Raw genomic sequence first — 26,566 nt, 5'->3', positions numbered from 1 at the left:
TCGCGACAGCCCCGCTCGCCGGGGCGGGCGGATCCCGGCAGCGACCCCCGTTCATGGACACCCGGTCCATCCCCTCGCTCACGTCCACCGGAACACCCTTTGGAGGCCGCCCACATGACGCGGGTCCTGCTGATCGAGGACGATCCCGCCGTGCGCCGCGGTGTCTCGTTGGCGCTGCGGCGACGCGGCCACGAGACCGAGGCGGTCGGCACCGGCGAAGACGGCGTGGAAGCGCTCGCCGCGGCCGCGCCGGACATCGTGCTGCTCGACCTGATGCTGCCCGGCATCAGCGGTCTGGAGGTGTGCCGGCGGATCCGCGAGACCAGCCAGGTGCCCATCGTGATCCTCTCCGCACGCGGGGACGACATCGACGTCGTGGTGGGGCTGGAGGCCGGCGCGGACGACTACGTCGTCAAGCCCGCGAGCGGGGAGGTCATCGAGGCCCGGATGCGTGCCGTGCTGCGCCGCGTCGCGCCCTCCCAGCCCGACGCCGCGGCCCCGGCCGACCGCGCCACCTACGGTGACCTGGAGATCGACCGCGCCGCCCTGCGCGTGGCCAAACGCGGCGAGGACCTCGCCCTGGCCCCGTCCGAACTCAAGCTCCTGCTGTTCCTCTCGGTCTCCCCGGAGCAGACCTTCAGCCGCCAGGAGCTCCTGGAACAGGTGTGGGAGCACAGCTTCTACGGTGACGCCCGCCTGGTGGACGCGTGTGTGATGCGGTTACGGGCCAAGACCGAGGACAATCCGCGCCGACCGCGCTACGTCCAGACCGTGCGGGGCTTCGGCTACCGGTTCGGCCCGTTGTGAAGCGGCGCCTTGTGAAGCGGCGCCTTGTGAAGCGGCGCCTTGTGAAGCGGCGCCTCATCCCCCGCGGTCTGGGCACCCGGCTCGTCGTCGGCTTCCTCCTGGTATCCGCGCTCAGCGCGCTCACCACCGCCGCCCTCACCTTCCGCCAGGCGCGCTCGGCGATCCTGGACCGGGCGCGGGACGGCGCCGTGCACGATGTGCGCGCCCAGGTCAGCTCGCTCGCACCGGATCTGCCCGCCCGGCCCGTCGAGGCGGATCTGCGCGCGCTCACCCTGCAGCTGAACCGCTCCGCGGGCGCGCGGGGCTGGCGCACCGCCGCCGCCTACCGCGGCGGCCGACCGGTCACCGCCGACGCCCCGGCGCCCGCCCTTCCCGACCGCCTGCCGGCCGCCGCGTCCTCGGCCACGACCGCCCTGACCCAGCGCTTCCACCACGACGGCCGCCCCTGGCTCGCCATCGCCCTGCCCGTCACCTCCGCCGACGCCCCCGCCAAGCCGTCCGGGCTCGTGGTCTACGTCTCCTTCTCCCTCGCGTCCCAGCAGCATGACGTCACCTCCCTCATCGCCGCCGCCCGCGCCGGCGTCCTGCCCGTCGTGCTCGCCGCCGCCGTGCCCGCCCTGCTGGCCGCCCGCCGCGTCCTGCGCCCCGTGCGGCAACTGCGCTCGGCGGCCGAGAACATGGCGGGCGGCGCCCTGGACACCCGCATCCACATCGCCGGGAGGGACGAACTCGCCGATCTCGGCCGTACCTTCAACACCATGGCCGCGACCTTGCAGGCCGATGCCCAGACGCTGCGGGACATGGAGGCCAAGGCCCGGCGGTTCGCCGCCGACGTCTCGCACGAACTGCGCACGCCCCTGGCGGCGATGACCGCCGTGACCGACGTTCTCGACGAGGACGCCGGGGCGGGCCGCCTGGACCCGGAGACCTCCGAGGCGCTGACCCTGGTCGCCGACGAGACCCGCAAACTCACCCGCCTGGTCGAAGACCTCATGGAGATCTCCCGCTTCGACGCCGGCGCCGCCCGGCTGAACCTCGACGAGGTCGACATCGGCGAGGTCCTGCGCCACACCCTCGCCCTGCGCCACTGGCAGGATCGGGCCGATATCGACGTGCCCGGACCAGGACCGCGGGCCCGCCTCGACCCGCGCCGCATCGACGTCGTCCTCGCCAACCTCATCGGCAACGCCCTGCGCCACGGCGGGGCACCGGGAGGACGGGTGCGCGTCCGTGCCCGGGACATCGGCGACCGGCTCATCATCACCGTCGCCGACAACGGCCGGGGCATCCCGCCGGAGCTGCTTCCGCATGTCTTCGACCGGTTCACCAAGGGGGACGCGGCCCGCGCCCGCAGCGAAGGCTCCGGCCTGGGCCTGGCCATCGCCGCCGAGAACGCCCGGCTGCACGGCGGCACCCTCACCGCCGCGAACGCGCCTGGAGGCGGCGCGGTCTTCACCCTCACGCTGCCGCGGCTCCCGGCATGAGGCGGCGGGCCCGGAGCGGGCCCCCGGCACGAGGCGGCGGGCCCGAGGACCGGTGCCATCGGACGGGGTGTCAGTGGGGCGGGCGGCGGGCGGCTGCCGTCACGCGAGCCGGTCGCGGTACTTCTCGGTGTGGCCGAGGATCAGGTCGGTGACGGCGTCCGGCCGGTCCAGCTGGAGGAAGTGCCCGGCGCCGGCGAGCCGTTCGAAGCGCCAGGGTGCGTCGATCCATTCGCCGGAGCGGGCCATCTGTTCGAGGCTGCTGTAGATGTCACCGGTGGGCCAGACGCCGAGAACGGGGACCCGCACTCGGGGAACGGGGGTCATGGTCGCGTTCACCGGGTGGATGTTGGCCTGGTAGAAGTTCAGCATCGCCGTGAGCGCTCCGGGCCGTTCCAGGTCGGCGATCCAGGCGTCGGCTTCGGGGTGGTTCCCCACCCACCAGCGGAAGGTGGACCAGGCGCCCCCCTCGCCTTCGGCCTCACCGCGCAGCCAGCTCTCGGCGTCGGGGAACAGCAGTCGCAGCATGTACCACGACAGTTGCCTCTGCTCGTAGCCCGCTCGCGCCCGGGCGCTCGGGTGGCCGGTGGAGAGAGCGACGTAGGACTTGATCCGGTCCGGCCGGTGGGCGGCCATGGCCCAGGTCGATCCGGCGCCGCGATCGTGTCCGACGAGGTGGAAGGTGTCCGCGCCCAGCGCGTCCACGACCGCCCAGAGTCTCTCCTGGTCCTTGGCGATCGTGTAGTGCTCGACCTCGGCGGGCATGTCCGAGTCGCCCTGGCCGAGCAGGTCCGGTGCGATCACCCGGTAACCGGCGTCGAGAAGCCCGGGCACCTGCCCGCGGTAGACGGCCGAGGAGTCCGGGATGCCCGGCACCAACACGATGGTCTCCGGCCCGGCGCCCGCCTCGAAGGCGTTCACGCGATGCCCGCCCACGACCACCGTGTGCCGGGTCATGCCGGTCAGCCGATGACGGTGACCTTCGAATGCCAGTGGCTGCTGAAAGTGAGTCACGAGTAGCACCGCTCCTTGTCCGGCTGACCGCCGCCCTTAGTAACCAGATGGTCAATAAGCAACGTACACCTCACCGGGCCAATTGACCATCCGTATACTTAGGGGATGAACAAGCGAATCGCCGACCGCACGCCGCGGCCCGAGCCCGAACCCGCGGCCGGTCAGGGCCACGGCACCGCCCCTCCGCGGCGTCGGCGCGACCGGGTGGCGAGCCGCGAGGCCATCCTCGAGGCGGCCCGGGCGGAGCTCCACGAGCACGGCTACAGCAAGATGACCATCCGGGCCGTCGCCGCACGAGCCGGCGTGACTCACGGCCTGGTCATGCGGCACTTCGGCTCGAAGGAGGGGCTACTGCGCGCGGCGATCCCCGGCCCCCAGGATCTGGACGCCGTCCTCGCCGGCGGCGGCGTCGGCCTGCCGGAACGGATCGCGCAAGCCTTCGTCGAGCGCATGGAGATGGCCGGCAGCCTCGACCCGATGGTCGCGCTCATCCGCAGCGCCGCCGTGAGCGAGCCCACCGCCACCCATCTGTACCTGTCGATGCAGGAACAAAGCGCACGCGCCTACCGCGCCGCGCTGGAGGGGCCGGACGTCGACGAGAGGGTCGATCTGCTCGGAGCGGTACTGCTCGGGGTGACCTTCAGCCGGTACGTGGTGCGTGCCGGCCCGCTGGCGACCATGAGTCCGGAGACGGTGATCCAGCATCTCGCCGACCTGATCCGCCCGATCGTGCAGCCTCCACCGCCCTCGCGGACGGTGGAGCGTTGAGCCGGTGTTCGTCCACCGCGGCTAGGCGCCGTCTCGGGGCTCGTCGTCGCGCCAGCGCGGGTCGTTCCGCCACTCCTCATCGCGCTCACGCGCCGTCTCCATCGCGCGGGCGGCCTCCTCCGGGGAGGCGTACGGGCCGAGGCGGTCGGCGGCGCGGCACTCCGGGCCCTCCTCGACCTTCTGGTGCTTGATGCAGTAGTACCACTCGCCGGGTTTGCCGGCGGTCCCTCTCCTGAACAGCGCCATCCCGGCCCCGACCTTCCGCTCGTACTCCCTTGCGGCCATGCTGCCCCATGCGCCGCCGATACACTCGCTGATATGTCTGGCCAGTCGCTTCTAGTCCCGGGGAAGCTCTCCCCCACCCGCACCGTCCCCGCCTCGATCCCGCGTCCGGAGTACGTCGGGAAGGAGGGCCCCACTCGTTACGACGGGCCCGAGGTCCAGGACGCCGAGACGATCGAGCGCATGCGGATCGCCGGGCGGATCGCCGCACGGGCGATGGAGGAGGCCGCCAAGCTGATCGCGCCGGGGGTCACCACGGACGAGCTGGACCGGGTGGCCCACGAGTACATGTGCGACCACGGCGCGTACCCCTCGACGCTGGGTTACCGCGGGTTCCCCAAGTCGCTGTGCAGCTCGCTCAACGAGGTCATCTGCCACGGCATCCCCGACACCACCGTCCTCAAGGACGGCGACATCGTGAACCTCGACGTCACCGCCTACATCGGCGGGGTGCACGGGGACAACAACGCCACCTACCTGTGCGGCGAGGTGGACGAGGAGTCGCGGCTGCTCGTCGAGCGCACCCGCGAGTCGCTCAACCGCGCGATCAAGGCCGTCAAGCCGGGCCGCCGGATCAACATCATCGGCCGGGTCATCGAGTCGTACGCCAAGCGCTTCGGCTACGGCGTGGTCCGCGACTTCACCGGCCACGGGATCAACACCTCGTTCCACTCCGGCCTGATCGTGCCGCACTACGACAGCCCGCACCACACCACCGAGATCAAGCCGGGGATGACCTTCACCATCGAGCCGATGCTGACGCTCGGCACCCATGAGTACGACATGTGGGAGGACGGCTGGACCGTGGTCACCAAGGACCGCAAGCGGACGGCGCAGTTCGAGCACACACTGGTGGTGACCGAGACCGGGGCGGAGATCCTGACTCTGCCGTAACGGCCGGGCGGTTCGCATGTCTTGTGCCGGGGGGCGGATTCCTCGGCGGCCGTTTTACCGACAGCTTGTCGGGAAAGCTATTGACGTAGGCAGTGGTCTCTACTTAGGTAAGGCTAACCTACATACCTCGGCCCCCGGAGGTCCACCGTGGAGTTCTCCGCCCTGATCCGCAACGCCTCACGGGAAGCGCACTCGGACGTCGGGAGCTCGTCGTTCATGAGCGATCTGCTCGGTGGGCGGCTGGGAGTGGCGGCTTACCGCCGCTACTCCGAGCAGCTGTGGTTCGTCTACCGCGCCCTGGAGTCCCCGGCCGACGCGCTCGCGGCGGACCCCGTGGCGGGCCCGTTCCTCCGGCCGGAGCTGGCCCGCCTGGCCGAGCTGGAGCGCGATCTGGCCCACCTCGGCGGCCCCGACTGGCGCGGTGGCCTCACCGCGCTGCCCGCCACGGCGGCGTACGCGGCGCGGGTGGCCGAATGCGCCCGTGACTGGCCGGCGGGCTATGTGGCCCACCACTACACCCGCTATATGGGCGATCTGTCCGGCGGCCAGATCGTCCGGGACACGGCGGAGAAGACCTGGGGCTTCGACCGTAAAGGCGACGGGGTGCGGTTCTACGTCTTCGAGTCGATAGCCAACCCCGCGGCCTTCAAGCGGGAGTACCGCGCGCTGCTGGACGCGCTGCCGGTGGACGACCTGGAGAAGCAGCGCGTCGTGGAGGAGTGCAAGCGCGCCTACGCGCTGAACGCGGGGATCTTCCGGGAGCTGGCCGAGGAGTTCCGGCTCAGCGCTTGAGCGAGCCGACTCAGCGGGGCGCCCGCAGGCGACCGGTGCGGCGGGTCGGTCAGGACCCGCCGGGTGCCGGCGCGTCGGCGGAGCCGCTGTGGAGTCATCCGGTGGTCAGTCCCCGGAGCCGCCGGCGCAGGGCGGCGGCGGGCGGGTCGGTGAAGTCGTCGAGGAGGGTGAGGGCTTCGGCGCGGTGCCGGCGGGCGGGCTCTGGCTGATCGTTGTCGGCGTGGGCGTCGGCGAGGTGAGCCAGGGCCTGGGCCAGGTCCCAGGACTGGTCGAGGTCGCGAAGGATACGGGCGGCCATGGTGTGGAAGTCGATGGCCTCCGGTAGCAGGCCGAGGGCGCGCATCGTTTGGCCAATGCCGTCGTAGGCCAGGGCCTGGCCGGTGCGGTTGCCGATGGAGCGCTGGAGGGTCTCGCACGCCCAGTACGTCTCAAGGGCTTGGTCGTGACGGTTCTGTTCGCGGTGCAGGGCGGCCTGTTCGAGGTGGAGGAGTGCTTCAAGTCCGGGTGGGCTCGTGGTGTCGAGCATGGCTGTGGCTTCCGCCATGTGTTCCTCGGCCTGAGCAGGGTCGCCGGCTTTCCGGGCGACGCGGGTCAGGAGGAGCCGGGCGTCGACGTGCATGTAGTGGTCGGCTCCGGTTTCGCGGTACACGGTGAGAGCCTGGTGGGCCAGATGCGCGGCCTGCTGGTGTTCGCCGAGGTCGGCGGCGACGTAGGCGAGACCGCACAGGGCCGGGCCGGTCCGGTGGTAGGGACCGTGCCGCTGGTAGAAGGCCAGCGCCTGTTCGAGGCGAGTGCGGCTCGCGTCCAGGTCGCGCTGCCACAGGTGGACCAGGCCCAGGCCGCCCGCGGATTCGGCCACCCCGGGCAGATCGCCGATACGGGTGCGCAGGTCGAGCGCGGCCTGATGGTGTTCGCCGGCCTGCGCCAGCCGCCTGGAGTCCTTGTACGCGGTGCCCAGGGTGTCGTGCATCAGGGCCTGGGCCCGCAGATCACCCAGCCGTCGGGCGGCCTCCAGTCCGATGTGCCCCATCGTCTGCCAGTCGTCGAAGGTGTCGCGGGCGATGTGGAGGCTGTGCAGGGTGGCCGACAGCTGCCAGGCGATCTCGTCCAGCCCGGCCTGTGCCGCGGCCTGTGCGATGGCCAGGAGGTTGACCTGCTCCCGTCGGTGCCAGGCGAACGCGTCCTGCTGTCCGTCGAAGGCCACTACCGGCGCCGGGCGAGTCTGCTCCGTGGACAGGACGGAGGGGTGATGGGTCTGGGCCGCCGCGCGGGCGGCGTCGGCGGTGTGCAGGTACCAGACGGCCACCCGGCTGAGAGCGGAGTGCTGGTCTTCGGTGGTTTCTTCCTGGTGGGCCTGGTCGGTGGCGTAGGCGCGCAGAAGATCGTGGAACTGGTATCGGTCCGCGCCGGTGGACTCGATCAGATGAGCCCCGGCCAGGAGGTCCAGCAGGCCGTGGGTCTCCCGAGGTTCACGTTCGGAGAGGGCGGCGGCGGCCTGGACTGAGAAGTCGGGGCCGGGGTGCAGGCCCAGGAGACGGAAGAGGCGGGCGACGGGGGGCGGGAGGGTGCGGTAGGACCAGGCGAAGACGGTGCGTACCGCGTCGGCTTCCTCCTGGTCGGGGCTGGAGAGCGCCTCCCACAGGGTCGACTCGTCGCGTAGCTGGGCGGTCAGTTCGGGCAGGGCGAGCAGGGGGTGAGTCGCAGCCCGCTCGGCGGCGATCCGTAGCGCCAGCGGCAGCCGTGCGCACAGCCGGGCCAACTCGGCTATCTGAGCAGGGTCGTCGCCGGTGCGGTAGCCGCGGGTGGCCGCGGCGATCAGGTCCGCGGACTCCTGCTCGGCGAGCATGCCCAGGGTGATGCGGCGGGCGCCGTCGCGCACGGCCAGACCGGACAGGCGGTGTCGGCTGGTCACCACCGTCAGACACCCCGCGGTGCCGGGCAGCAGCGGGCGAACCTGCCCGACGGTGGCGGCATTGTCCAGCACCACCAGGACCTGCTTGCCCGCCACCAGCGACCGGTACAGCTCGGCACGTTCCTCCAGCCCAGCCGGGATCGCTGGGGCGGGAACGCCGAACGCGCGCAGGAACCGTTCCAGGGCGGCCGCGGGTGCCAAAGGCGGTCCCGTGTCGTAGCCGCGCAGGTTCACGAACAACTGGCCATCGGGGAAGCGCCCGCTGATCCGGTGGGCCAGACGGACGGCGAGCGAGGTCTTGCCCACCCCGGCCGTCCCAGCGATCACCACCACCGGCACCAAGCCGTCCGGGCCATCGCTGCCGTGCAGCGCGTCCAGTTCAGCGAGCTCGGCGGCCCGGCCGACGAAGCCGGACACATCGCCCGGGAGCTGCCGCGGCACCGGAACCTCCACACTCACGGGGGCGGGACCGTGGAAATGCACACCACCAAGTACCTGCCCGGCCTGCACCACGTCCCGGGCCGCTCCGGACAGATCCGACCACACCCCACCACGCACCGTCCCGTCCCCCGACCCGCCGGGTAAGACATCCCCCATCCCCAGCCTCCCCCTCCGCGCCTCGCGGCGCCCGGCGCCCGGCGCCGCGGCGTGAGCGATACGGTCTCTGCCGCTCCCAACGTCACACACCCAACCCCGTCTGTCACCACGGCCTGAAGGGCAAGGGCCGACCGTAGGCGCTCGGCTCAAGCCATAGTGAAGGGTGCTGTGGACCGGTAGCGGTCCACAGCACCCCGTTGCCGTCCTGTTGCGTCAGGCGGGCATGTCGAACTCGCCGTTCCACACCCCCAGCAGGAATGCCTCCCACTCGGCCCGGTCGAACGCCACCATCGGGCCCGTCCTGTTGCGGGTGTTACGCACGTGCGCCACCCCCTCGTCGAAACGGACCTCCACACACTGTCCCGCGCTCGGACTGAAGCTGCTCTTGAACCAGCCCTCGTCCGCCGGCGGGATCACCGTCATCGTGGTCATCGTCTTCTCCTTCCCCGTGTACGGGTCGCTCGCCCTGATGCGGCGCCCCGGTGTCCTCAGCACACCGGTGAGCGGATGGGTGAGGCCATGGTGAGGAGAGCTCACTCACCCCTCACTCACCACTCATCACGAGCCCAGGCACGCTCCGGCGAGACTGGCCGACCGCAGACGGTCCCAGTGCCTTCGGCCAGAGGCACGGCGGCGGCCCCGGGAACAGCCGCAAGCCCGCTCCGAGGACGTGGTCCCCAGCCTCGCGCAGCGGGTGCTCTGGTCACATCTGGGACAGGAGTGCTCTGCGGTGACGGGAGAGGCGGTTCGCTCCGGTATTTGCCCCTGTGCGCTTCTGGTACGCGCCCCGTGCGCTGTCCAACGGTGGTCCGCCAAGGACACGCCACCCCGAGCACCGAATCCGCGTTCGCCGATCCGGCCCCGCCTGGGGCGCGTGACGGGGACCTGGACGGTAAGGGGCACGGCATGGACGCCACCGGCACAACGCCAGACGACGAAGGCCCGGTGGACCAACCCCGGCCGAACGGCCACCTGCGGCCCGTGCCAGACGAAGCCGCCAGCCCTCCATTACCCGAAGACGAACCGCACAGCCCCCCGCCCGACCGCGCGCCGGAGAACTCGGTGCCGGTCCCGGGCGCGGACGGTCCCCTACGGCAGGCCGCCGAAGCGTTCGCGGCCGAACTGATCCGGCTGCGCACCGCCGCGAAACTCTCCCAACTCGCCCTGGCCCAGCGCCTCGGGTACGACAAGACCTACGTCACCCATCTCGAACGCTGCACTCAGGCGCCCACCCAGCCGGTCGCCCGCCAGGCCGACGAGTTCTTCGGCTCCGGTGAGACCCTGACGCACCTCTGGCGCGCCTACCACACCGCCCGCGCCACCGGCCGACGCCAACAGTCACAGCGCCCCACCCACCAGACGCCACCACGGCCCGCCCCCGCCGCTCTGCACAGCACGCTGCCCCGGGACATCGCGGCCTTCACCGGCCGCGAGGGCGAACTCCACCGCCTCCTGCGCGCGGCCGAGGACGGGCGGGCCCCGGTCATCAGCATCCACACCGTCGACGGCATGGCCGGGGTCGGAAAGACCGCCCTGGTCACCCACGCCGCCCACCAGCTCGCGAAGCGCTACCCGGACGGACATCGGTTCGTCGACCTGCACGCCCACACCGCCGGCCAGCCCCCCGCCGACCCTGCCGACGTCCTGGCCACCCTGCTGATCAGCATCGGCATCAGCCCCCAGAACCTGCCCAACACCCTGGAGGAGCGCGCCGCGCTGTGGCGGGACCGGCTGGCCGGGCTCAGAATGCTGCTGGTCCTGGACAACGCCGCCAGCCCGGACCAGGTCGAACCCCTCCTGCCCGCCTCCCAGCAGTCCCTGGTCCTGATCACCAGCCGACGGCGCCTGATCGCCCTCGACGGCGCCGAACCGCTCCCTCTCGACACCCTGCCCCCCGACCAGGCCGCCCGCCTCTTCACCCGCCTGGCCCGCCGGACCCCCACTGACACGGACCACAGCGCGGTCACCGAAGCCGTACGGCTATGCGGCCATCTCCCCCTCGCCATCACCCTGCTCGCCGCCCGCCTGGCCCATCACCCCGCCTGGGACCTCACCACCTTCACCGACGAATTCGCCACCACCCAGGATCGCCTGGGCGAACTCGAAGCCAGCGACCGTGCTGTCGCCGCCGCCTTCGACCTCTCCTACCAAGACCTCCCGCCCCACCTCCAACACCTCTTCCGCCACCTCGGACTCCACCCCGGCCCCGACATCGACCCCTACGCCACCGCCGCCCTCACCAACGTTCCGTTGCCCCAGGCACGACGCCACCTCGAAACCCTCTACACCGACCACCTCATCGAGGAGCCCACCCCCCGGCGCTACCGCCTCCACGACCTCCTCCGCGAATACGCCCACACCCTCACCACCCACGACCCCACCGACACCCGAACCCAAGCCACCCACCGCCTCCTGACCTACTACACCCACACCGCCCAAACCGCCGACCACCACCTCAACGACACCCCACGCCCCCACACCCACCCCACCACCGCTCCCGACGCGGCACCCGACCTCACCACCCGTGAACAGGCACTGGCCTGGATGCGTACCGAACACCCCAACCTCATCGCCTGCGCCCACCACACCACCAACCACACCACCCAACCCACCCACATCACCCCACTCGCCCACGCCATGGCCGCCTACCTCCGCCAGCAAGGCCCCTGGGACCAAGCCCTCACCCTCCACCACACCGCCGCCACCACCGCACACCACACCAACGACCGCCTCGGCGAAGCAAACGCGCTGCGGGACCTGGGCCGGGTGCGGTACCTGACGGGTGACTTTGCGGGGGCGGGGGAGTTGACCGGGCAGGCCCTGGAGCTGTTCCGCACCCTCGGGGCCCGCCTCGGCGAAGCAAACACCCTGTGGAGCCTGGGCCGGGTACGGTACCTGACGGGTGACCACGCGGGGGCAGGGGAGCTGGCCGGGCAGGCCCTGGAGCTGTACCGCGCCCTCGGGGCCCGCCTCGGCGAAGCAAACACCCTGCAGGACCTGGGCCGGGTACGGTACCTGACGGGTGACCACGCGGGGGCAGGGGAGCTGGCCGGCCAAGCCCTGGAGCTGTACCGCACCCTCGGCAACCGCCTCGGCGAAGCAAACGCCCTGGAGGACCTGGGCCTGGTGCGGCGGATGACGGGTGACTATGCGGGGGCGAGCGAACTGACCGGCCAAGCCCTGGAGCTGTACCGCACCCTCGGCGACCGCCGCGGCGAAGCAAACACTCTGCAGGACCTGGGCTGGGTGCGGCGGATGACGGGTGACTATGCGGGGGCGAGCGAACTGACCGGCCAAGCCCTGGAGCTGTACCGCACCCTCCGGGCCCGCCTCGGCGAAGCAAACACCCTGCGGCACCTGGGCTGGGTGCGGCGGATGACGGGTGACTATGCGGGGGCGAGCGAACTGACCGGCCAAGCCCTGGAGCTGTACCGCACCCTCCGGGTCCGCCTCGGCGAAGCAAACACCCTGCGGCACCTGGGCTGGGTGCGGCGGATGACGGGTGACTATGCGGGGGCAGGGGAGCTGGCCGGCCAAGCCCTGGAGCTGTACCGCACCCTCGGCAACCGCCACGGCGAAGCAAACGCCCTGCAGGACCTGGGCCTGGTACAGATCGAGTTGAGGGACTTCACCGCGGCGACCGATCACCTGGCCCGGTCACGGGCCTTATTCGCGGAGGTCGGTGACACACAAGGGGAGGCGGAAGCAGTGAACAGCACAGGTGTCCTGCTCGCCCGCTCCGGGGAACCGCAACGGGCGCTTGACACCTATCAGCAGGCTCTCCGCCTGGCACGTCAAGTCAGCAGCCCTCGGGACGAGGCACACGCCCTTGAAGGAATCGCCCGCTGCCAGGCACACACCGACACACAGGCTGCGATCATCAGCCTCCGTGAGGCGGTGGCCATCTACCAACGTATCGGCGCTGCAGAGACACCCACCGCCACCGAATACCTCACCCGCCTGGAAGCCGGACAAGCCTAGGCTCGCCATGGGCTGAGCTGAGGGGCGAGCAGAGGAGGCTGCCGAGCAATGGCGGCGTCAGGTCGCCCGCCTTCTCCGCGAGGACTCGTGATCTACCGGTGGAAGCAGAGGTGTCAGCAGGGTGGATCGGCCTGATCGGGGCCTCAGTCGGTGCGCGGGCGCTCTCCTGGGTAGATGGATCCAGCAGTGACACCGGGCGAAGATTGCCAAGAAGGAACGGCGGGAGCGTACTCCAGGAATGCGGCAGAGGCTGGGCTCAGCACCCTGCTGAACCCAGCACCAACCTTCCCTGTTCTGGGCCTACTTCAGGGGCAGCTCGGTGAGCATGACGGCGAAGACCGGGGAGTCCGGGAAGGGCTGGCGCTCCCCCACCTTGCGGAAGCCCCAGGACTCGTACAGGGCCTGTACCCGGGGGTGTTCGGTGTCCACGAGCAGGACCACGAGATCCTCGTCCCGGTCTGCCATCAGCGCGCGTGTCAGCCGTTCGGACAGGCCCTGCTTCCGCCACGCCGGGATGACGGCCAGTTCGGAGTACGAGAAGGTCCGGTGCTTCTCCGGCGCCGGGTCGAGGTGCTCGCGCCACCACTCGCGACCAGGGCTGCCCGGAGCGCCGTAGGCAAAGCCCACGGCCTTGTCGCCGTCGTACGCGATCACGCAGGAGTACCCAGGGAGGCCGCCCCAGTGGTCCACGAACCAGGGGAAGCGCTGGTTGAAGGGGTCGTCCATCTCGTCCGCGAGGGCGTCGGCGTGTACGTCGATGAGCGTTTGGCGGATCTCCGGGAGATCGGTGTGGGTGAAGTGTCGGACGTTCAGCCCTGCGGCGGTCACGCGCGGCTCCATTCGGTTCGGTAGCGGTCGGCCCACTCGCGGGCGACGCTCGCGTCCGGGGCAAGGGTGATCAAGTCCCGGTGGTAGTCGCCGAGAAGGGAGCGCATTCGGCCAGGCATCGGGTGCCCGGCCACCAAGTCGAAGGCTGTGGAAGCAGTGGCGCACGCCTGGTCGATGTCCCGCTGGTGAAGCTGAGTCAGAGCGAGATGCGCCGTGGTCATGGCCCGATTGCGGCGAAACCCCTCGGGGATGGTCGCCAGAGCCCGGTGACCGTCGGCCTCGGCCGCCGCGGGCTCGCCGATCCGGTTCCGGACGATGGCGGACAGGGCGGATAGTTCGGCGCGCCCGTAGAAGGCCACCCAGCTCGGCCGAGGCTCGTCGAAGGATGCCTTGGCCAGGGTCTCGTGGGCGTACCCGAGGGACCGTAAGGCGGCCTGCCGATCACCGAGATTCGAGTAACCGAGCGCCGCGCGGACATGTGCGAGGGAGGCGAACAGCGGGTCTCGCCGCGCGATCGCGGTATGTTGAGCCGCCTGGGCGGCGTCGACGGCCTCGGTGTGTTCCCGGCTCTGCCTGGCCAGCATCGCGTACAGGTTCCATACCTCCATCTCGGCGGTGGAGTCCTTCGCCACCCCGGCCAGATAGAGCGCCCGGTCCAGCAGGCCCCGGGCCCGGTCGGTCCGCCTGGCGTCGATGGCGGACCAAGCGGCCATGGACGTGTATTCGGCGGCCACGCTGAACAGCCGCTGGCGGATGCGCTGGGAGGCGCCCAGCTTCTGCTTCTCCAGCGCCCCGGCCGCCCCGGTAAGGGCCCTGCGCTCCAGTTCGTCGTGGCCTCCCCGCGCGGCATCCAGGGCCACCAGGGCGTCCAAGCCCGAACGGAGCCGGATCACGTCGGAGGTGCCTACGGAGTGCTGTGCGATGAGAGGAACGGCGACCGCGGCCGTCGTACCGGTGGTGGCCATCAGGAAGTTCCTGCGCCTCACGGGATCCTCCGGTTCTGTGGCGGGGCATCTTTGGGCTGGTGGAACGAATCCCAGTTCTTCGGCACTACATCCGAATACTGCCTCTAAGGCTGCCCTCTGCCGAGGGTGCGGCCAACGCGTCTTTCCGGTCAGCCAGTTGCGGACCGTCCGGTCGCTGACCGTGCCTTCGTGGCCGTCGCGGTACAGATGAGTGTTCACCGCGTCCGCCAGGGCGGTCTGGGTGAGCCCGCTCTCGCGCAGGGCGCTGATGAGGTTTCCGTTCCCCTCCACGTACCCACCGTAGCGATGCGAGCCCCCTCCGTGAGGAGAGTCGGCCGAGAATTTCCGGCTGGACGATGTGCGTACCAGGGCGACATTTCCCCCTCTCGCGCGACGAGCCGTCGTTCACTCGGACAAGGCCGCTCACTTCGCACTCACTGAGGTCCTGATGTCCGTGACCGCTACACCTCGCCCCACGGGGCACCCCGGGTACTCCCAGACCATGCGCCGCGTACCGGAGAGCGCGGAGGCCGCCCGCAAGCTGGTGCGGGCCGCACTGGCCGCCTGGGGACAGGAGGGCCTGATAGAGGACGCCGAGCTGGTCATCACCGAACTGGTCTCCAACGCCGTGGATCACGCCCGTCTGGGGTCGATCCGCGTCGTCGTCACCCGACCGTCCGAGACGTTCGTCCGCCTCGGCGTGGTGGACCGGTCCCGCGATATCCCCTACCTGCGGACGGACTCCAACGGCGACAACACCCGGGGCCGGGGGCTGCTGTTGGTCGACGCCCTCACGGACCGGTGGGGGACGGACCGGTACCGCTGGGGCAAGCAGGTATGGGGCGAGCTGAAGTGCGGTTGATCATCCGCAGCGTCGACCGCCCACAGCACGGCCGCCCGCGTGGCTCCAACGCGGCGTTCCGGGCCAGGCCGCAGGAGCGCTGCTGATGGCGGGCGGCGAGCAGACCGGGGTCGCCCTGCACGCTGAGGAGGCATGGCGAGCAGCCATCGAGCACGCTGCGAGTTGCCCGGCCTGCCGGACGCCCGGCGCCGTATGCGCGACCGGGGAGCGGCTGCTCAGCGTCTACGAGGAGGCAGCGCGCCTGGCTCGGGCAGAGGAGGGCACATGACGCGGCGCCGTCGGCGGTCGACCGCCGAGCGGACCGGGCTGCTCGCCTTCCGTGCCGCTCGCATGAGCCTGATGCTCTGCGTGGTTCCCGCGCTGCTGGCGTTCGCGGTCCACCTCTGCTTCGCGAGCACCCTCGCGCCATAAGCCGGGTGGGTCGCTGGTGGTCCGGGCCCCCGTACCGGACGACGGCCCCAGCGGCCCGCCCTCCAAGCCCCCTGCGGCAGGCACAGCCCAGGCGTAGCCGCCGCAGGGCAAGGCTCCGGCCCCGATTTGGGGATCGCAAAGCCGGAGTCCCCCTTCAGAAGAGCTCGCCCCGGCTCCCGCTTGCAGGCCAGTGGCCGGGACGAGCACCGCGCCATCGCGCGGGGACACCCCTGCGCGAGTGAACTCACAGGAGAACCCCATGCGATTACAGCATGCCGTCGTCCATCAGGACCCGGAAGACGGCGACACCATGCCGGACACCGACGCCCCGTCACCGAGCGGTGGGACGCCCGGCGACTCGGACGACGGCCGCCAGTACGCGAGATAACCAGCGTCAAGCGCCATAGCAGTCCGCCCCCTGGCCAGCTCTCCGCCCGGCCAGGGGGCGGGCCGCTCCCCACCACCAGGAGGTACCTCCGATGACCGCTCCGCCCCCACCCATGCCAGCCCACTGGCACTGCTACCGCTGGACCGGAGAGCGCCGCACCTACGACGACGAGTCCGCCCGGCGGCCACCACACCTCGTCGTACAGGACATCTCACCCCAGGAGTGGAAACAGATCGCGGCGGCCAGCCCCGCCTTCATGGCGAGCGACGTGCCCCCGCTGGAGGTACCGCACTGGCTGCTCCGCCCGGCCAGAATGATCAAAGCCACCTTCGAGGCACCCGACGAAGCCTCCGCCTGGTACAGAGACCAGGTCAGCGACTTAAGCCCGTCCTTCCTCACCGACCACGACAAGGCTCCCTCCCAGCAGGCCGAGTGGTTCGCGGCAGCGGATGACCGGCTCGGCTGGGGCGGCGATGTCGTCGGCGGGTGGTACCTGCGAGGTACTGGTTTCGCCTCGGTCCAGGTCGTCGCATGCACCGCGAACCGCATCCGCCCGACGATCCCGTGCCCGATGCGCTGACGCCTTCCGATCGGCCCGCCCGTTGCTGCCCCAGAGCACACAAGACATCAAAGACGGCATCGAAGCCGACATCCGACGAGCCGCGCCCATAAGAGGCGTGCGTCACTCTTCCCACACTGCGAACCGCATCAAATCAGCCACCTTGGCCAAACCTTTGCCATTCGCAGAGCACTCCTTGACCTTACGCAGGATCCACACAGGCAAGGCTCAGTTAAGTTAGGCCAGCCTTATCCGCCCCCCGCACGTCCGCCCTGTCCTGCCTGCCCTGATTCCGTCTGGAGCCCGTATGCGAGCCGCTCGCACCTCCGTTGTCGCCGCGATATCGGCACTGACGACGATCACCGCCGTCGCCGGATGCGCCCAGAAGTCCGACGCCAAGGACTCGGACGCCATCCAGATCACCGCCTCCGACAGCGCGTGCGAGGTCTCCAAGACCTCCTTCCCCGCAGGGCATGTGAAGCTCGCGGTGGAGAACAAGGGTTCCAAGGTCACCGAGGTCTACGTCTACGCCCCGGGCGACCGCATCGTCACCGAGCGCGAGAACATCGGCCCCGGCACCAGCACCTCGATCAATGCCGAGGTCAAGGCCGGTTCGTACGAGATCGCCTGCAAGCCCGGGATGAAGGGCCACGGCATCCGCCAGAAGGTGTCCGCCGACGGCAAGGGCAAGCTGCCCCAGCGCGATCCGCGGCTGGACAAGGCGGTGGCCGGGTACCGGACGTACGTCCAGAAGCAGGCCGACGACACGCTGCCCGCGGTCCAGAAGTTCGCCGACGCGGTCAAGAAGGACGACATCGAGGGCGCCAAGAAGCTCTACGCCCCCTCGCGCATCGGCTGGGAGCGCACCGAGCCGGTCGCCGAGTCCTTCGGCGATATCGACCCCAAGGTGGATGTGCGCGAGGACGGCCTGGAGAAGGGCCAGAAGTGGACCGGCTGGCACCGGCTGGAGAAGTCCCTGTGGCAGACCAAGAAGATCACCGCGGCCGACCATGACCTCGCCGACCAGCTCATCAAGGACCTGAAGGACTGGCAGAAGCGCGTCGGCACCGCCGACATCACCCCCACCGGCATGGCCAACGGCGCCAAGGAGCTGCTGGACGAGGTGCAGACCGGCAAGGTCACCGGTGAGGAGGAGCGCTACAGCCACACCGACCTGGTGGACTTCGAGGGCAACGTCGAGGGCGCCGAGACCTCGTACAAGCTGCTCAAGCCGGTGGCGGCCAAGAACGACCCGGAGCTGGCCAAGGGCCTGGACAAGCAGTTCGCGGCCGTCACGAAGCTGCTGGACCAGTACCGCGAGGGCGATGGCTTCGTCTCGTACGACACCGTCTCGGAGTCCCAGCGCAAGAAGCTGTCCGACGCGGTCAACGCGCTCGCCGAGCCGCTCTCCCGGCTCGCCGCCGCCGTCGTCACCAAGTGAGGGGGCCGGACATGACCGACGAGGCCAACACGGCTCCCTCGCCCGAGACCGGTACGGCTCCCTCGCGCCGGGCGCTGATCGGCTGGGGCGGCGCCGGGCTCGCCCTCGGCGCCGCGGCCGCCGGCGGCACCGCGGCCGCGCTCGGCGGCGGTGGGGACGACACCAAGACGGTGGCCGACAGCGGCGGCGCGGTGCCCTTCCACGGGGCGCACCAGGCGGGGATCGCCACCGCGGTGCAGGACCGGCTGCACTTCGCGGCGTTCGACGTCACCACCGACGACCGCGCCGAGCTGATCGCGCTGCTGAAGGAGTGGACGAAGGCGGCGGCCCGGATGACCCAGGGGCACGCGGTCGGCGGCGGCGCGGTGAGCGATCTGGCGGAGGCCCCGCCGGACGACACCGGCGAGGCGCTGGGCCTCCAGGCGTCCCGGCTCACCCTCACCATCGGCTTCGGGCCCACGCTGTTCAAGGACAAGAAGGGCAAGGACCGCTTCGGCATCGCGGACCGCCGCCCCGAGGCGCTGATCGACCTGCCCGCCTTCCCCGGCGACAACCTCGAACCGGCGCGCAGCGACGGCGATCTGTGTGTGCAGGCCTGCGCCGACGATCCGCAGGTGGCGGTGCACGCCATCCGCAACCTGGCCCGCATCGGCATGGGCAAGGTGGCCATCCGCTGGTCGCAGCTGGGCTTCGGCAAGACGTCCTCGACCACGCCGGACGCGCAGACCCCGCGCAACATGATGGGCTTCAAGGACGGCACCCGGAACATCGCGGGCACCGACACCGCCGCCCTGGACAAGCATGTGTGGGTGAGCGGGAAGGCGGGCCCGGCATGGCTGGCCGGCGGCTCGTACCTGGTGGCCCGCCGCATCCGGATGCACATCGAGACCTGGGACCGCACCTCGCTCAAGGAGCAGGAGGACGTCTTCGGCCGGGACAAGGGCGAGGGCGCGCCGCAGGGCAGGCAGCGCGAGCACGACGAGCCCAACCTGAAGGCGATGCTGCCGGACGCGCATGTCCGGCTCGCGCATCCGGACTCCAACGGCGGGGCGCGGATCCTGCGCCGCGGTTACTCCTTCACCGATGGCACGGACGGTCTGGGGCGGCTGGACGCGGGGCTGTTCTTCCTCGCCTACCAGCACGACGTACGGGACGGATTCGTACCCGTACAGCAGCGGCTGGCGCGGACCGACGCGCTCAACGAATACATCCAGCACGTGGGTTCGGCGCTGTTCGCCGTCCCGCCGGGCGTCCGGGACGCGGACGACTGGTGGGGCAGGGCGCTGTTCTCCTGACGGACTCCCGCGACAACCCTCGACGACAAGGAAGGCGAACCCCGTGTTCGGCAATTACCTGATCGGACTGCGCGAAGGGCTCGAAGCCAGCCTGGTGGTCTGCATCCTGGTCGCCTATCTGGTCAAGACCGAGCGCCGGCAGGCGCTGCGCCCGGTGTGGCTCGGGATCGCCGCCGCGGTGGTCCTGAGCATGTCCTTCGGCGCGGCGCTGGAGTTCGGCTCGCAGGAGCTGACCTTCGAGGCGCAGGAGGCGCTGGGCGGCTCGCTGTCGATCCTGTCGGTCGGCCTGGTGACCTGGATGGTGTTCTGGATGCGGCGCACCGCCCGCCATCTCAGGTCCGAGCTGCACAGCAAGCTGGACGCGGCGCTCGCGATGGGCACCGGGGCGCTGGTGGCCACGGCGTTCCTCGCGGTCGGCCGGGAGGGCCTGGAGACCGCGCTGTTCGTGTGGACGGCGGTGCGGGCGAGCAACGACGGTACGGCGGACCCGCTGATCGGCGTGGTCCTGGGCCTGGTCACCGCGGTGGTGCTGGGCTGGCTGTTCTACCGGGGAGCGCTGCGGATCAACCTGGCGAAGTTCTTCACCTGGACCGGTGCGATGCTGGTCGTGGTGGCGGCCGGGGTGCTCGCGTACGGCTTCCACGACCTCCAGGAGGCCGACTGGCTGCCGGGGCTGCACTCGCTGGCCTTCGACATCAGCTCCACCATCGCGCCGGACTCCTGGTACGGCACGGTGCTCAAGGGCGTCTTCAACTTCCAGCCGGACCCGACCTGGCTCCAGGTGTGGATGTGGGCGCTCTACCTGGTCCCCACGCTCGCGCTGTTCCTTCGCCCCGGTAGGGTGTCGCCGTCCACAGCAGCCCCCACGAATCGGGAGCCGGAGCCCCATGACACGCAGGTCGCCCCGTCGGCAGCTGGCAGTTCCGACCGCAGCGGTGGTACTGACGCTGGGGATGACGCTCACGGGGTGCATGACGGTGCACGGCGAGCGGGAGAACATTCCGTCGGTGGACAAGGCTGAGGCGCCCAAGGCGCTCGAGCGGTTCACCGACACGTACAACAAGGCGTACCGCGAGCTGGATCCGGCGCTGGCGAGCCAGGTGGAGACGGGCCCGCTGGAGGCCATCACCACGGCCGACCTCAAGGCCCAGCACGCGAGCTCGCCCGACGGCAACCCCAAGTACCCGTCGCTGGAGCTGTCCGACGTCACCTACCGCATCCCCAAGCAGGTGGGCTGGCCGAAGTTCTTCGTCGCGGACACCGACAGCAACCGCGACGACAACCGCTGGCTGTTCGTCTTCACCCGGGGCGGCGCGGATGAGCCGTGGAAGGCCGCGTATCTGTCGATCCTCAGCCAGGACGAGGTGCCGGACTTCGCGACCGACAAGGACGGCTGGGCCAAGCCGGTCCGGGCCGCGGGGCCGGCCCCGAAGCTGGCCACCCGGCCGGACAAGCTGAGCGCGGAGTACGCCGACTACCTGATGACGGGCAAGGGCTCGGTCTTCGCCGACGGCCAGTCCACGTCGGGGCTGCGGGACACCCGGAAGAAGTACCTGCGCACGCCCAAGTTCTGGACCGAGTACATCGACAGCCCGGCGCAGGGCGCGCAGGACGCCCCGTTGGGGCTGCGCACCTCGGACGGCGGGGCGATCGTGTTCTTCACCTCGCACCACCGGCAGAAGCAGACCATGGCGAAGGGGTTCCGGCCCAACCCGGATCCGCAGATCAAGGCGCTGATGACGGGGGAGGCGAAGCGGGCGGTGACGCTGACCCGCATCGCGGAGTCGGCGGTACGGGTCCCGGCGAAGGACGCGGCGGACCCGAAGGTGGTCTTCCTCAACCGCCTGGAGGGCGTAACAGCGGCGAAGGGCGAATAAATAAGTGTGGGCAATCGTTCCTCCCCCAGCTACCGCTGGGAGGTGCCCCCTGGCGGAACGGGTGGGCACACGCCACCCACCGGCCCGCACCCGACAACGAAACCTTAAAGCGCCCTACCGCCCCATGGGCCAGGCAGCCGTCTCCTGATCCTGATCCTCGCCCGCGAAGCGGGCACACGCATCGGTGAGCGTCTCGAGCAAGCTCAGCGGATCCGGCAGCGGCCGCTCCGGCCCGAGCACCCACCCCACATGCCCGTCCCCCGGCAACCTCGCGGGCGGCATCAGCACATAGCTCCCCCGGCAATGCCACCGCAGCCCCGGATGCTCATCCATCGTCTCCGGATGACAGTCCAGCTCACACGGCCACCACTCGTCCTCGTCGTCGGGCGTACCCCGCGTGGCCGTGAAGAAGAGCATCCGGCCCTGCCGGAGATCGCCACTGCTCGTGGCCACGGGCCCGACCTCGACCTCGGCCGCGCCCAGCCGCTCCAGGGCCATCCGCCCCGCGTCCGCGGGTACGTCGAGCACATCGTGGACGATGCCGGTGGCGGTGATGAAGTTGGCCTGGGGATCGGCGCGCAGCCACTGCTCGACCTTGTCCGGGTCCGTCGTCGCCTGGGTCTGCCAGGCGAACGAGACGGGGTGGCGGGCCGGGGTGGGGCAGCCGATGCGGTCGCAGGAGCAGCCGTAGCCGGAGGGGTGCGCGGCCGGCGCGAGCGGGAATCCCGCGGCCGCGGCGGCCATGAGCAGGTCCTCGCGGACGCCCCCGGCGCCCGCTCCCGTGCCCTGGTCGCCGCCCGCTCCGCTCCTCGGCCGGCGCAGCCACTGGGAGAACCTGCCCTTGCGTTCCATCTACCGCCTCGCTTCACCGCCGGTACCGGCGGTACCGCCGGTACCCGATCAATGCTGCCACCATCCTGCTCCGGAAGTGGCCGGTGTCCGCATCCGGGGTGGGTGAGAGCACCCCGACCGGGTGCCGATATCAGGGCATAACGGATGTCACGCCCCTAGCGTTCCGTTTATGATCAGCAGGCGTTTTCTGACCGCCGTCGTGGTGCTCGGCCTGTCCATACCGGCCGCCGCCGCGGCCCACCCCACCGCTCGTCCGTCCGTACGACGCCTCGTACCCCCGGCCGCCGAACCGGCGCGGCTCGGCCTCCGGCCCGCGCTCACGACGCTGTCGTCCCGTAAGCCCGCCGTCGTCTACACCGCGCACCGCGGCGGCGCCCTGGAAGTGCCCGAGAACAGCATGTCGGGGCTGGCCAGCGCCTTCAGCAGGCGTGACGTCCAGGTCCTGGACTTCGACAGCCGCATGCTGGCGGACGGCACGCTCGTGGTGATGCACGACGCCACGCTGGACCGCACCACCGACCGGACCGGGCCCGTGCGGGCCCTGACCACCGCCCAGTGGCGGAACGTCCGGCTGCGCCCCGACCCCTCCCTGCGCGGCACCTGGCGGCCCGAGCGGCCGCCGACCGTCGCCGAGGTGCTGGACCGGTTCGGCGGCCGGATCACCTTGATGGTCGAGGCCAAGGACCCGGAGAGCCTGCCGCGGCTGGCGAGGATGATCCGCGACCGGGGGCTGGTCCACGCCGTCTACGTCAACAGCAACCGCCCCGACGTGGCCCGCGAGGCCCACCGCAAGGGGCTGCTGACCCAGCTGTGGCGGTCCGCCCGGCAGATGCGCACCGACACCCCGCGCGACTGGCGCGGCGTCGTCGACCTGCTGGACGTGGACTACCGGGCGCGCGACAAGGACGTACGGCGGGCCGTCGCCTCGGGGATACCGCGGGTGTGGGCGCACACCGTGGACACCCCGGCACAGCGGGACCGGATGCTGCGGCTGGGCTGCGACGGCATCATCACGGACGCGCCGGGCCGGCTGATCTCCACGCCCGTACGGATGCCGCGGGCGCCTAGCGGGGGATGAGGGACGGTCCACGGTGGGCGAACGGGCCCACCAGCGGCCCCGGGCCGACCAGCGGCCTCGGGCCGACCAGCGGCCTCGGGCCGACCAGCGATCCCGGGCCGGGCACGGCCCCGCGCCGGGCACGGCCCCGCGCCGGGCGGCAAGGCGCTCGCCGCCGTTGCGGCGCCCGCCGGCCCTGCGCGAAGCCGACCCTGAGGGCAGCGGACCCTGAGGGCAGCGGACCCTGCGAGGCCCCCGGCCCGGTGGCGAACCAGGCCCAGGTGGCGACCCCAGGCCCAAGCGGCGCCCCCGGCCCAATCGGCGGTCCAGGCTCAGGCGACGCCCCCGGCCCAATCGGCGGTCCAGGCTCAGGCGACGCCCCCGGCCCCAAGCGGCGGCCTAGGCGGCGCCCCCGGCCCAAGCCCAGGCGGCAACCCCCGGCCCAGGCGGCGACCCCGGGCCAAGCGGCGACCCCAGGCTCAAACGGCGGCCCCAGGCCCAGGCGGCGCCCCAGGCCCAGGCCCATGCAGCCCATGCCCATACCCATGCCCACGCCCATGCAGCGACCCCCGGCCCAGACGCCGAAGGCGCCCCCTCCCGCCGGTAGAATCCCGCGAATGCACGCCCCCGACGCCGCCCCCACCGACGAGACGCCCCACACCGCGCTCGCCGGACTCCTCGACGGTCTGCCGCCCCGCCAGGCGGCCCAGGCGGTCGACCGGCTGATCGGCCACTACCGGGGGCACACCCCGACCGACGCGCCCGTGCTGCGCGACCGCTCCGACGTCGCCGCGTACGCCGCGTACCGGATGCCCGCGACCTTCGAGGCCGTGCGCGCCGCCCTCGACGCCTTCCGCGCCCGCGCGCCCGAGTGGGCCCCGGCCACGCACATCGACATCGGCGGTGGTACCGGCGCCGCCAGTTGGGCGGTGGCCGCCGCCTGGCCGCGGGCCGGGCACACCACCACGGTCCTGGACTGGGCCGAGCCCGCGCTGGACCTCGGCCGCGAACTGGCCCGGCAGGCACCCTCCGAGGCGCTGCGCACCGCCCGCTGGCAGCGCCGGGCCATCGGCGACGGCCTCGCGCTGCCGGACGGGACCGACCTGGTCACCGTCAGCTACGTGCTGGGCGAGCTGACCGATGCCGACCGGCACGCCGTCGTGACCGAGGCGGCGCGCGTAGCGCAGGCAGTGGTGCTGATCGAACCGGGCACCCCGGACGGCTATCTGCGGATCCGCGAGGCCCGGGACCGCCTGCTGGCGGCCGGGCTGCGGATCGTCGCCCCCTGCCCGCACGGCGCGTCCTGCCCGATCGAGCCCGGCGCCGACTGGTGCCACTTCGCCACCCGGGTCCGCCGCTCCTCCCTCCACCGGCGGGTCAAGGGCGGTTCACTGCCGTACGAGGACGAGAAGTTCAGCTATGTCGCGGCCGTACGGTTCGACGCGACGCCCGCCGGGGCGCGGGTGGTGCGCCGCCCGCAGATCCGCAAGGGCCAGGTGCTGCTGGATCTGTGCGCGCCCGAGGAGGGCCTGGGGCGCACCACGGTGACCAAGCGTCAGGGGCCGCTGTACCGGGCCGCCCGCGATGTGTCCTGGGGCGACGTCTGGCCCCCCGAGGAGGAACCACCCCGCTGAGCAGGCAGCCTCTCCGGTAGGTCGTAGTCCCTGATGGCAGCCCGGAGCGCGGAGAGACGCGGTACATCCTCCTGAGCGAAGGATACGGCCAAGCACCTCGTCCATGGTCACACCGAAGGCACCAGCCAGGGCAGCGGCGACGGCAGGCGTCAGCGTCCGGTCTCCCAGCTCAATCTTGGACAGGAGCGACACAGAGATGGTGGCCTTGTGAGTTGTGTGGAGCTGACTCCAGCCGCGCTCCTTGCGGAGTACCGCGACGTTGGTGCCGGGGGCAAGCTCAGTGGTGCTCATGGGTTCAGTCTTCCTCGCGGATACAGATCCTGTCAGCCGTAGCCACAAGTGGGTGAATGTCCGGATCGCCTCAGTACAAACGATGTGCAAGTTCCCGCACTCAAGCGGGCGTTGACTGGACGTACGACAACGTGGACATGAAGCGGCCGAAGCCGTGTGTCCGTGGGGCAGTACTGACAGCGCGGGGGAGATCCGGACTCTCGGGAGGGGAAAACGATGAGCATGCAATTGGGTATTTTATTCACACAAGGCGGTGGGCACGGAAAGGACGACGACGGAGGCGACGGGCACCCCGGGCAGCCGTGGACACCCACTGACGAGCCTCACCCGGACGGTTCGACGCCTCCCGGCGATGGGACGCACAAGAAGTGACAAGCTCGGCTGAGCAGGCGGGGCGGGCCACTCGTGAGGAACTGGGCCGCCTCCTCCTCAACGCGGGCGCCGTGTCGGCCGAGTGGACCCCGGCTTATGAGGCCGTGCCTCGCTCCCGCTTCCTGCCTTCCCTGATATGGCCGCATGACATGGCCACCGGCCGATACTCCACGGTCAGTGAAGAGCAGGATCCGGAAGCGTGGCAGCGATACGCCGACTCTGACGACCCCATCGTCACGCAATGGGACGACGGCGCGCACGAGGGCCCCGAGCCTGGCAAGTCCTTCAGCTCCTCGTCGTCCATGCCGAGCCTGGTGTTCTCCATGCTGGCCGACCTGGATGTGAAGCCGGGACAGCGGGTGTTGGAGATCGGTACGGGGACGGGGTGGAACGCGGCTTTGCTGGCGTATCGTCTGGGCGCCGAGAACATCGTCACCGTGGAAGTGGACAGCGCCGTTGCCTCGGATGCCCGGAAGTCCCTGGACCACTTCGGGCTACCGGTGCAGGTGGTGCACGGGGATGGGCTCCTCGGGTACGGCGCACGGGCTCCGTACGATCGTGTCATCGCCACGTGCGGGTTGCGGAAGATCCCGTTCGCGTGGGTGGAGCAGTCGAAGCCAGGCGGGGTGCTTCTTGTTCCCTGGGGGACGTACTACGGTCCTAGCGAGGCAGCTGCCCGACTCGTGGTCGCTCGGCACGGACAGAGCGCGTCAGGGCCGTTCACACGGCCCGTGGCGTTCATGCGTCTGCGCTCTCAACGGTTCGTGTGGCCCCGGCACGACGAATACGTCCCGCCAGGGGCACTGGACGCTGCGGACACGTCAACCACGACGCTCACTGAGGCGCAGCTCTGCGGCACCGGGAGTTTCGACGCGGTCGGTTTCGCCTTGGGCCTTCGTGTGCCTGACGTTGCGCACAACCCCGACCGCAAGCGGGATGGTCGGCGCGCCGTGTGGTTCTACGGGCTTTCGGACAGGTCCTGGGCGGTCGTCGTCTTCCGCGATGACCGCGAGGAAGCCAAGGTCTACCAGTCCGGCCCTCGCCGACTGTGGGGCGAGGTGGAGAGCGCCTACCACTGGTGGCTCAGCCATGGCGAACCGGATCACTCCCGGTTCGGTCTCACGGTCACGGCCGAAGAGACACACGCTTGGCTGGACGACCCTGTGAACTCCTGGTCCCTCTGAAACGACCGGCCCCGCCCTTACG

The 26,566-nt window shown here is 70.9% G+C and carries 25 protein-coding genes and 1 pseudogene; 18 read left to right on the top strand and 8 right to left on the bottom strand.

Annotated elements, in window-relative coordinates; genetic code table 11:
• Positions 1–114 precede the first annotated feature (114 nt).
• Both JK364_RS43710 and JK364_RS43705 read left to right on the top strand, forming a co-directional pair.
• Positions 115–807, top strand: coding sequence for a response regulator (locus tag JK364_RS43710; protein ID WP_201857012.1), 693 nt, complete (start codon positions 115–117; stop codon positions 805–807).
• Positions 808–848: 41 nt separating this feature from the next.
• A complete protein-coding gene (locus tag JK364_RS43705) occupies positions 849–2,291 on the top strand; it encodes an ATP-binding protein (protein WP_201857011.1) in 1,443 nt (480 codons plus the stop codon).
• A gap of 99 nt (positions 2,292–2,390) precedes the next feature.
• On the opposite strand, the gene JK364_RS43700 is transcribed toward JK364_RS43705, so the two are convergent.
• Positions 2,391–3,245 (bottom strand): alpha/beta fold hydrolase, encoded by an 855-nt coding sequence (locus JK364_RS43700; protein ID WP_201857010.1) that lies wholly within the window; start codon positions 3,243–3,245, stop codon positions 2,391–2,393.
• Positions 3,246–3,407: 162 nt separating this feature from the next.
• Here JK364_RS43700 and JK364_RS43695 point away from each other — a divergent pair, with 162 nt between their 5' ends.
• Complete coding sequence (locus JK364_RS43695; protein ID WP_201857009.1) at positions 3,408–4,070, top strand: TetR/AcrR family transcriptional regulator; 663 nt, start codon at positions 3,408–3,410, stop codon at positions 4,068–4,070.
• A gap of 21 nt (positions 4,071–4,091) precedes the next feature.
• Here the strand turns inward: JK364_RS43695 and JK364_RS43690 are convergent, their stop codons facing one another.
• Positions 4,092–4,316 carry a hypothetical protein gene (locus JK364_RS43690; protein WP_201857059.1) on the bottom strand — a complete coding sequence of 75 codons (225 nt, stop codon included), beginning with the start codon at positions 4,314–4,316 and terminating at the stop codon, positions 4,092–4,094.
• Between the two features lie 72 nt (positions 4,317–4,388).
• On the opposite strand from JK364_RS43690, the gene map reads away from it, so the two are divergent.
• Together map and JK364_RS43680 are read left to right on the top strand one after the other, a co-directional pair.
• Positions 4,389–5,246, top strand: coding sequence for a type I methionyl aminopeptidase (gene map / locus JK364_RS43685; protein ID WP_201857008.1), 858 nt, complete (start codon positions 4,389–4,391; stop codon positions 5,244–5,246).
• A 147-nt stretch (positions 5,247–5,393) separates the two neighbouring features.
• Positions 5,394–6,038, top strand: coding sequence for a biliverdin-producing heme oxygenase (locus JK364_RS43680; protein ID WP_201857007.1), 645 nt, complete (start codon positions 5,394–5,396; stop codon positions 6,036–6,038).
• A 94-nt stretch (positions 6,039–6,132) separates the two neighbouring features.
• Here the strand turns inward: JK364_RS43680 and JK364_RS43675 are convergent, their stop codons facing one another.
• The gene (locus JK364_RS43675; RefSeq protein WP_201857006.1) at positions 6,133–8,547 is read right to left on the bottom strand and encodes an ATP-binding protein; all 2,415 of its coding nucleotides are present in this window, start codon (positions 8,545–8,547) and stop codon (positions 6,133–6,135) included.
• Between the two features lie 213 nt (positions 8,548–8,760).
• Positions 8,761–9,084: a DUF397 domain-containing protein gene (locus JK364_RS57750; RefSeq protein ID WP_307841566.1), complete on the bottom strand. Its 324-nt coding sequence runs from the start codon at positions 9,082–9,084 to the stop codon at positions 8,761–8,763.
• Positions 9,085–9,609: 525 nt separating this feature from the next.
• Between JK364_RS57750 and JK364_RS57270 the strand changes: the two genes are divergently transcribed.
• Entirely contained in the window at positions 9,610–12,528 is a 2,919-nt protein-coding gene (locus JK364_RS57270; protein WP_201857005.1) for an ATP-binding protein, read from the top strand.
• Between the two features lie 300 nt (positions 12,529–12,828).
• On the opposite strand, the gene JK364_RS43660 is transcribed toward JK364_RS57270, so the two are convergent.
• Together JK364_RS43660 and JK364_RS43655 are read right to left on the bottom strand one after the other, a co-directional pair.
• Positions 12,829–13,368, bottom strand: a complete 540-nt coding sequence (locus tag JK364_RS43660; RefSeq protein WP_201857004.1) for a GNAT family N-acetyltransferase — start codon at positions 13,366–13,368, stop codon at positions 12,829–12,831.
• On the bottom strand, positions 13,353–14,612 hold the full coding sequence (locus JK364_RS43655) for a helix-turn-helix domain-containing protein (RefSeq protein ID WP_201857003.1): 1,260 nt from the start codon (positions 14,610–14,612) through the stop codon (positions 13,353–13,355). The genes JK364_RS43660 and JK364_RS43655 overlap by 16 nt, the downstream gene beginning before the upstream one ends.
• Before the next feature lie 211 nt (positions 14,613–14,823).
• Here JK364_RS43655 and JK364_RS43650 point away from each other — a divergent pair, with 211 nt between their 5' ends.
• The 9 genes from JK364_RS43650 to JK364_RS43615 all read left to right on the top strand — a co-directional run bounded on the left by JK364_RS43650 (position 14,824) and on the right by JK364_RS43615 (position 21,154).
• Entirely contained in the window at positions 14,824–15,183 is a 360-nt protein-coding gene (locus JK364_RS43650; protein ID WP_307841564.1) for an ATP-binding protein, read from the top strand.
• A gap of 85 nt (positions 15,184–15,268) precedes the next feature.
• Positions 15,269–15,451: a hypothetical protein gene (locus JK364_RS43645; RefSeq protein WP_201857001.1), complete on the top strand. Its 183-nt coding sequence runs from the start codon at positions 15,269–15,271 to the stop codon at positions 15,449–15,451.
• Positions 15,448–15,594: a hypothetical protein gene (locus JK364_RS43640; RefSeq protein WP_201857000.1), complete on the top strand. Its 147-nt coding sequence runs from the start codon at positions 15,448–15,450 to the stop codon at positions 15,592–15,594. The genes JK364_RS43645 and JK364_RS43640 overlap by 4 nt, the downstream gene beginning before the upstream one ends.
• A gap of 259 nt (positions 15,595–15,853) precedes the next feature.
• Positions 15,854–15,982, top strand: a complete 129-nt coding sequence (locus JK364_RS57265; protein WP_269146384.1) for a hypothetical protein — start codon at positions 15,854–15,856, stop codon at positions 15,980–15,982.
• A 91-nt stretch (positions 15,983–16,073) separates the two neighbouring features.
• Positions 16,074–16,562, top strand: a complete 489-nt coding sequence (locus JK364_RS43635; RefSeq protein WP_201856999.1) for a hypothetical protein — start codon at positions 16,074–16,076, stop codon at positions 16,560–16,562.
• Between the two features lie 286 nt (positions 16,563–16,848).
• Entirely contained in the window at positions 16,849–17,982 is a 1,134-nt protein-coding gene (gene efeO / locus JK364_RS43630; protein ID WP_201856998.1) for an iron uptake system protein EfeO, read from the top strand.
• An 11-nt stretch (positions 17,983–17,993) separates the two neighbouring features.
• Positions 17,994–19,277, top strand: coding sequence for an iron uptake transporter deferrochelatase/peroxidase subunit (efeB, locus tag JK364_RS43625; RefSeq protein ID WP_201856997.1), 1,284 nt, complete (start codon positions 17,994–17,996; stop codon positions 19,275–19,277).
• A 43-nt stretch (positions 19,278–19,320) separates the two neighbouring features.
• A complete protein-coding gene (gene efeU / locus JK364_RS43620) occupies positions 19,321–20,298 on the top strand; it encodes an iron uptake transporter permease EfeU (protein ID WP_201856996.1) in 978 nt (325 codons plus the stop codon).
• Positions 20,231–21,154, top strand: a complete 924-nt coding sequence (locus tag JK364_RS43615) for an SCO2278 family lipoprotein (RefSeq protein WP_504942657.1) — start codon at positions 20,231–20,233, stop codon at positions 21,152–21,154. The genes efeU and JK364_RS43615 overlap by 68 nt, the downstream gene beginning before the upstream one ends.
• A 114-nt stretch (positions 21,155–21,268) precedes the next feature.
• Here JK364_RS43615 and JK364_RS43610 read toward each other — a convergent pair whose 3' ends face one another.
• Positions 21,269–22,006: a bifunctional DNA primase/polymerase gene (locus tag JK364_RS43610; protein WP_201856994.1), complete on the bottom strand. Its 738-nt coding sequence runs from the start codon at positions 22,004–22,006 to the stop codon at positions 21,269–21,271.
• Between the two features lie 169 nt (positions 22,007–22,175).
• Between JK364_RS43610 and JK364_RS43605 the strand changes: the two genes are divergently transcribed.
• Positions 22,176–23,084, top strand: coding sequence for a glycerophosphodiester phosphodiesterase (locus JK364_RS43605; protein WP_201856993.1), 909 nt, complete (start codon positions 22,176–22,178; stop codon positions 23,082–23,084).
• 596 nt (positions 23,085–23,680) lie between these two features.
• Complete coding sequence (locus tag JK364_RS43600; RefSeq protein ID WP_201856992.1) at positions 23,681–24,697, top strand: small ribosomal subunit Rsm22 family protein; 1,017 nt, start codon at positions 23,681–23,683, stop codon at positions 24,695–24,697.
• Between the two features lie 108 nt (positions 24,698–24,805).
• Here the strand turns inward: JK364_RS43600 and JK364_RS43595 are convergent.
• Positions 24,806–24,988, bottom strand: a pseudogene (locus JK364_RS43595) (helix-turn-helix domain-containing protein); the annotation flags it as partial.
• Between the two features lie 368 nt (positions 24,989–25,356).
• Here JK364_RS43595 and JK364_RS43590 point away from each other — a divergent pair.
• Complete coding sequence (locus tag JK364_RS43590) at positions 25,357–26,544, top strand: methyltransferase domain-containing protein (protein WP_201856991.1); 1,188 nt, start codon at positions 25,357–25,359, stop codon at positions 26,542–26,544.
• Positions 26,545–26,566 lie beyond the last annotated feature (22 nt).

Origin of the sequence: Streptomyces endocoffeicus (assembly GCF_016741935.1) — a bacterium.
GTDB lineage: Bacteria > Actinomycetota > Actinomycetes > Streptomycetales > Streptomycetaceae > Streptomyces > Streptomyces endocoffeicus.
Note: the sequence above shows the minus strand (reverse complement) of the source record. Positions and strands in the feature narration are given on the sequence as shown.

What these genes read in the sequence shown, in the direction of transcription:
- JK364_RS43650 (WP_307841564.1), top strand. Translation starts at nt 14,824, where the DNA reads ATGCGCCGCGTACCGGAGAGCGCGGAGGCCGCCCGCAAGCTGGTGCGG.
- JK364_RS43640 (WP_201857000.1), top strand. Translation starts at nt 15,448, where the DNA reads ATGACGCGGCGCCGTCGGCGGTCGACCGCCGAGCGGACCGGGCTGCTC.
- map (WP_201857008.1), top strand. Translation starts at nt 4,389, where the DNA reads ATGTCTGGCCAGTCGCTTCTAGTCCCGGGGAAGCTCTCCCCCACCCGC.
- JK364_RS43615 (WP_504942657.1), top strand. Translation starts at nt 20,231, where the DNA reads ATGACGCTCACGGGGTGCATGACGGTGCACGGCGAGCGGGAGAACATT.
- JK364_RS57265 (WP_269146384.1), top strand. Translation starts at nt 15,854, where the DNA reads ATGCGATTACAGCATGCCGTCGTCCATCAGGACCCGGAAGACGGCGAC.
- JK364_RS43690 (WP_201857059.1), bottom strand. Translation starts at nt 4,316, where the DNA reads ATGGCGCTGTTCAGGAGAGGGACCGCCGGCAAACCCGGCGAGTGGTAC.
- JK364_RS43605 (WP_201856993.1), top strand. Translation starts at nt 22,176, where the DNA reads ATGATCAGCAGGCGTTTTCTGACCGCCGTCGTGGTGCTCGGCCTGTCC.
- JK364_RS43695 (WP_201857009.1), top strand. Translation starts at nt 3,408, where the DNA reads ATGAACAAGCGAATCGCCGACCGCACGCCGCGGCCCGAGCCCGAACCC.
- efeB (WP_201856997.1), top strand. Translation starts at nt 17,994, where the DNA reads ATGACCGACGAGGCCAACACGGCTCCCTCGCCCGAGACCGGTACGGCT.
- JK364_RS43710 (WP_201857012.1), top strand. Translation starts at nt 115, where the DNA reads ATGACGCGGGTCCTGCTGATCGAGGACGATCCCGCCGTGCGCCGCGGT.
- JK364_RS43700 (WP_201857010.1), bottom strand. Translation starts at nt 3,245, where the DNA reads ATGACCCGGCACACGGTGGTCGTGGGCGGGCATCGCGTGAACGCCTTC.
- JK364_RS43610 (WP_201856994.1), bottom strand. Translation starts at nt 22,006, where the DNA reads ATGGAACGCAAGGGCAGGTTCTCCCAGTGGCTGCGCCGGCCGAGGAGC.
- JK364_RS43675 (WP_201857006.1), bottom strand. Translation starts at nt 8,547, where the DNA reads ATGGGGGATGTCTTACCCGGCGGGTCGGGGGACGGGACGGTGCGTGGT.
- JK364_RS43645 (WP_201857001.1), top strand. Translation starts at nt 15,269, where the DNA reads ATGGCGGGCGGCGAGCAGACCGGGGTCGCCCTGCACGCTGAGGAGGCA.
- JK364_RS43600 (WP_201856992.1), top strand. Translation starts at nt 23,681, where the DNA reads ATGCACGCCCCCGACGCCGCCCCCACCGACGAGACGCCCCACACCGCG.
- JK364_RS43635 (WP_201856999.1), top strand. Translation starts at nt 16,074, where the DNA reads ATGACCGCTCCGCCCCCACCCATGCCAGCCCACTGGCACTGCTACCGC.
- efeO (WP_201856998.1), top strand. Translation starts at nt 16,849, where the DNA reads ATGCGAGCCGCTCGCACCTCCGTTGTCGCCGCGATATCGGCACTGACG.
- JK364_RS43660 (WP_201857004.1), bottom strand. Translation starts at nt 13,368, where the DNA reads ATGGAGCCGCGCGTGACCGCCGCAGGGCTGAACGTCCGACACTTCACC.